The organism is Lentimicrobium sp. L6 (genome assembly GCF_013166655.1).
In the GTDB taxonomy this organism is placed as follows: Bacteria; Bacteroidota; Bacteroidia; order Bacteroidales; family UBA12170; genus UBA12170.
In genome coordinates this window covers 1-5,620 of record NZ_JABKCA010000136.1, presented here as the reverse complement: position 1 = coordinate 5,620, position 5,620 = coordinate 1, and the positions used below count along the sequence as shown (strand labels likewise).

Below are 5,620 nucleotides of genomic sequence, written 5' to 3'. Positions count from 1 at the left end.
CGGAGCAAATGGCTTGAAGGAATAAAAAACAATACTGTTTGACGCTCGTTAGTGATCATTCGTAGAATGTCACTATAAGGAGGAGTTTATTGTTTTTCCGGAAAGGCATTTGTGGAGTAGTCTTTGATATACAGCGGAGGTTTTGTAACACTTTTTCAAAAAGTGTTGAAGAGAAATATATTATCATGCTTTTACAGATTAAATGAACCATTTGAGTAATATATTTATTATTAATAGTTTCCTAAATTAACAAGAGAAAAAAATGACTAGATTGTCCATCCCCCATAAAAACACGTTGATCCTGTTCTACACATATATCCTATACTCTCAGTCCTTAGATTTATTTTATAAAGGATCAACAAACAACATAGAAGACAGAGTTCTCAGACATAATAAAGGACTAGAAAGCTTCACATCAAAAGGAATTCCTTGGAACTTATTATGGTACACCAAAAAGTCATCAAAAAGCGAAGCCTATAGGCTAGAAATGAAGTTAAAAAACCTTAGTAGAGAAAGATTAATAAGGTTTATTATAAAATATAAAGATGATATTATTGATACAAAGATGATTAGCATCCTAAATATTAGGGTTTCGAATAAGCCATAATAGGTTAATCATATGAAAAAGACATATATGATTAGTTCAAGCCTTGATGAATTGCATGGCAATTATCAAGATGATGACAATGCTCGCATTCGTCAGCATCCCACCTTGAGTACTTAAAAGCTTCAAATATTTATTTATTTGGAGCTTTTTCTGTTTACCAAAATTCCTTCACGAAATGGCCAAAGAGGGTTCAAGCAATATCACTAAAGAAACACCAAAAGAACAGCTCCTTTACTCAATACAATAATAGCACATAGTATAACATTTAGAAAGATATTTGAGATTAACCTTCTAAATATCAAGATAATCAGCACCAAGCAAATCAATCGCAATACCACTAATTTTCTGGCAGATATACAATTCTCACAAACAAACAAACAAACAAACAAACAAACAAACAAACAGAATTTTTTATATATTTGAAAAGCATTAAAACCCCAAAGCATACCAACATGAAAAAACTAATTATCCTATCGATTATCCTCCTATTTAGCTTCCAAAACCAAGCCCAAAACTGGATTGAACCTACCTTTGTTACAAAAACAAGTGGTGGGTATTTAGATCCAGAGTTTTGTATAGACCATGAGGGTGTAATACATTGTGTTTGGCAGGAAGTCTATAATACAGACTACAGTCAAATATTTTACTGTAATTCACACGATAATGGCTTAACTTGGTCCGATGCCATTAATATTTCTCAAAATAATGAATATAGGGTTTCCAACCCACACATAGTATGTGATTCTGAAAAAAATCTACACTTGTCTTATGATTATAATAGCATGAGCGTTACTGCCATTCAGGTTTATTATCATATGTTTAATGGTGAAGAATGGAGTGAGCCAATAGCCTTAACACCTTACACAACTAAATCAAGAAGCAATAAAATATTTATTGATTATAACGATAGAGTATATTGCTTTTGGTATAAAGCAGTTAATAACGGCACTTGTTCTTATATGTATAAAGATAGTGATAGTGATAGCTGGAGTGATGTTATTACCCCTTATAATAATAATGAATATCATTTCTTTAATGATGCTGTAGTAGATTCAGAAAACAATTTACATTGGATTGGAAATCATCATTATCAAAATGAAGGAAACTATGACATTAAACCGATCTATTTTTATTATGATTATGAAAATAATGAATGGAGTGATTTTGAGAAATTTGGAGAGCACTATGCTTGGATAGGTTTTGATATAGATTTAGATAATAATGAAAGTCCCCATTTGGTTTGGCAAGAATATATTCCTCAGGGAGGAGAACCTCCTCTTTCCACAACATATTATAATGCACAGAATGAAGATGGCTTATGGGATATACCCACCTATCTTGGGGAAGGTAGAAACAACCAAAGAATTATAATTGATTATCAGAATCGCCCAAACGTATTTCACCGAGAAAAAATAGAAATAGAAGACAGGTGGATTATCGTTCATTATTATAAAAATAACATGAATTGGGAATCGAGCATTTTTCCAATGGAAAACTCTATCAATCAATTTGAAATTCTTAAACAAGATATGACCATTAATATGGTTTTCACAGCAATAACTGCTTTTGATAATAATATGAAAAATGTGATGTTTACTCGAACTGATATGATAAATAGAATAAGTCCACAAGAAAAACCAAATAGTTTTGAAATTTCACCAAATCCTTCTAATCAAATCTTTAATATTAATTTCTTTCTAGAAAATGAAGAATTGGTAAATATTAAAATTTATAATATGCAAGGGGAGTTAATTAAAACGCTTTATGATGGCAAAATGTTATCAGGAAATCATCAGATAAATTGGGATCCTTTAGATGAAGGTAATCAGTTTAATTCTGGAGTTTATATCGTGCGATTACAAGCTGCTCAATCCATATCTACTCAAAAGATTGAGTTTATTAGATAATAATGAATTATTAACCGAACATTTCGCCAGATAACTAGGAGTATCTATAGCAGCAAACTTTCCACAGATTATATGCTACAGTACTCCCCAATCTGGCTGATGTTGCAAATCTAAACAATATGTTTAAACTTAAAACAATTATGATTTTATTAATGGTTCTCTGCATGAGCCATATTGGTATTGGCCAAGAAAAATATGCAGTAATAATTGCCAAAACTCAAGTTCAATCAAATAATCACTCTCAAGCTTGGATAGAAACCTTCTTAAAGTGGGAAGAGCTACAAAGCAAAGGCTATGCACCTCAGAATATTTATGTGTTTTTTGATAATGGATACGACTACCAAAGTCCAAGCTTAGCACATAGATACAAACCCAATGTAGGTATTGTTCTTACTTATGATGCAGCTACCTTGGATAATATTAACAAAGTTTTTAATGAGTTTAAAGAAGGAAGTCAGAGCGTAAATAAACTTAGCAAGTTTGATAGCCTATTTGTTTGGACTTATGAGAAATTTTCCGATCACAAGACTAATATTCAATTATACGAAGGCCAATTAAGCAAAGAAGACTTAAGCCATTTGATTCAGCCTTTGAATGCAAATATTATACTAGATATAAATATTAAAGACCAATAAAATGAAACGCACTATTTGCCTTATTATCCTGTTCACATTTATTTATAATACTCCTACTTCCGCCCAAGAATGGAGTGAGCCCGTAGAAATAAGTAAATTACAAGGTTATAATTCCAGTCCCGATTTTTATATAGCTAATAATGGAATCATACATGTTGTATGGAGTTATAGATTAGAAGCTAATCACCGTATTATTTATTATAGCAAAAGCGAGGACGATGGCTTAACATGGAGCGAAGCAGAAAATATTTCACAGAACAACACATTGTGGATGGAAAATCCTCATGTGGTAGTAGATAGTGACAATCAGGTATACATTAGCTATGATTATAATGCTGGTAATCCCAGCGACATGCTTATATTTTTGCGGAAATATAATGGTGAATACTGGAGTGCCATTGATACAGTTTCTAATGGATGGTATGGTTCTGATCATAATTCATTATACATAGATAATAACGATAGAGTCTATTGTTTTTGGTATTGTGATTGGTATAATAATAATGGATCTATGGTCTATCGCTATTACGAAAACGATCAGTGGAGCGATTTTTTAATCCCTTATGATAATAGTGATGTCTATTTTATTGGGAAAATAGTCATTGATAATAATAATATATTACATTGTTCAGCATATCATTATTATTATTATCAAAGTAATAATGATCTAGAAATAGTTTACTCAACCTGCCAGAATAATAATTGGTCCAACATTAGCCAAGTAAGTGTAGATTATAAAGTTTGGGTAGGAAACGATTTGGCTATAAACAACCTTAATCATCCTCAAATTGTATGGAGGCAGACGCTCTCTAATTCAGCTCCTCCAAACGATGGGTCATTATATGCTTTTTATGATGGAACAGAATGGTCCGATCCTGAAATTATTGTGGAAGATCCAAGTGACCAAGCAATAGTAATAGATTCTTATAACAAAACTCATATAATTGATAATGAAAAATATGAAGATGGTTATAGATTAATTCATTATCAAAAAAAGAATGCGGAATGGATTGGTGAAATTATAAATGAAGATAATTATGGGAATTTTTTGAACAAACTAATTAATAAGGGAAATTTAATATATTTAGTAAATGGTAAAGTGGATACAATTTATGGTGCTTCTATAGTGGAGTCAAATATAGTTTTAAGAAAATATGAAGTATTGGTAAATACAGATGAAGTATTACCAGTTACATTTTCAAAATTCGCAATTTTCCCCAATCCAATCAGTACTCAAGCAAATATTCAATATCATTTGAGTAATACGGTTCATATAGAATTAAAAATCTATAATCTAAAAGGAGAACTCATAAAAACCTTAGTAAATAAAAAACAATCAACAGGAACACAAAGAATAAAGTGGAATGCTACAGATAAAAATGGAAAGGAGGTAAGTCCCGGTCTGTATCTTATTCGTTTGAAAGCCGGCAAACAAATCATGACACGTTCTGTTGAAGTATTTTAATAATAATTTTATTATAAACCGAACAAAACACCGGACAGTAAGGAGTGGCATAAGCACTCATCTTTGCAGGGAAAAATGCTTAGCTACTCCATAATCCGGCTTTTGTGCAAAACTAAACATTATGTTTAATGTAAAAACTTTTATAGCTTTATTTATGGCTTTTTGTATAAGCCAAATTGGTATAAGCCAAGAAAAATATGCAGTGCTCATTATTGGTGATTATGTTGCACAGGGCATTCCAAATACCCATCAGTTTAATGGAGGTCAAACTGACAATAACCAAGATTTTGATGAGTTTTGGAACGATACCTTTTTAATGTGGGAATTATTACAAGCTAAGGGGTATGATCCTGATAATATATTTGTACTATTTGCCGATGGAGTTGATTATTCTTTTAATCACCCTCTTATCGATGACAGATATAAACCTAGTTCTACTGTTACAGTAACAGATTATCCTGCTACCTTAGCAAACTTACAAATGGTATTTAATGGTTTAAGACTTGGTAATGGCGGTTTTCCTCAGCTTACAGAAGATGATTTTTTATTTGTATGGACTTTTGATCATGGGATGTTTATTGAAGGCCATGCAAGGTTACTTTTAATGGATGATGAATATATAATTGAGGATGATTTTGCAGCATTGGTAAACCCTATTCCTGCTCATAAAAAAGCTTTTTGGATGCTTCAATGCAACTCTGGGGGCTTTAATGGAGCCTTAGAAGGCCAAAATACTGTTTTCCATTCAGCTTGCCAATATCTTGAAGGAGCTGAATCAGGAAATGATACTCCAGATATTGAGAATGAATTAATCAATGGTAAACAGTATACACATAGTGAATGCTTTTTCCATATGTATTCATCAACTAATGGTGAATCTCCTGCATATTTGGACAGCTATGATAACGAAGATTATACAGACGCTGATTTAAATACTGATTTATATATTAGTTTATAGGGTTACCCATTTAGTTCACAAATAGTTGTATATGAGTATATTATTTTG

5 protein-coding genes are annotated in these 5,620 nt (G+C 31.7%); all 5 read left to right on the top strand.

Annotated elements, in window-relative coordinates:
• The first annotated feature begins 262 nt into the window (after positions 1 to 262).
• On the top strand, positions 263 to 607 hold the full coding sequence (locus HNS38_RS21295) for a GIY-YIG nuclease family protein (protein WP_216663795.1): 345 nt from the start codon (positions 263 to 265) through the stop codon (positions 605 to 607).
• Positions 608 to 1,059: 452 nt separating this feature from the next.
• On the top strand, positions 1,060 to 2,514 hold the full coding sequence (locus HNS38_RS19600; protein WP_172277425.1) for a T9SS type A sorting domain-containing protein: 1,455 nt from the start codon (positions 1,060 to 1,062) through the stop codon (positions 2,512 to 2,514).
• 119 nt (positions 2,515 to 2,633) lie between these two features.
• Positions 2,634 to 3,149, top strand: a complete 516-nt coding sequence (locus tag HNS38_RS19595; protein WP_172277428.1) for a hypothetical protein — start codon at positions 2,634 to 2,636, stop codon at positions 3,147 to 3,149.
• 1 nt (position 3,150) lies between these two features.
• Positions 3,151 to 4,614 carry a FlgD immunoglobulin-like domain containing protein gene (locus HNS38_RS19590; RefSeq protein ID WP_172277431.1) on the top strand — a complete coding sequence of 488 codons (1,464 nt, stop codon included), beginning with the start codon at positions 3,151 to 3,153 and terminating at the stop codon, positions 4,612 to 4,614.
• A gap of 121 nt (positions 4,615 to 4,735) precedes the next feature.
• Positions 4,736 to 5,572, top strand: a complete 837-nt coding sequence (locus HNS38_RS19585; RefSeq protein WP_172346952.1) for a C13 family peptidase — start codon at positions 4,736 to 4,738, stop codon at positions 5,570 to 5,572.
• The last annotated feature ends 48 nt before the right edge of the window (positions 5,573 to 5,620 follow it).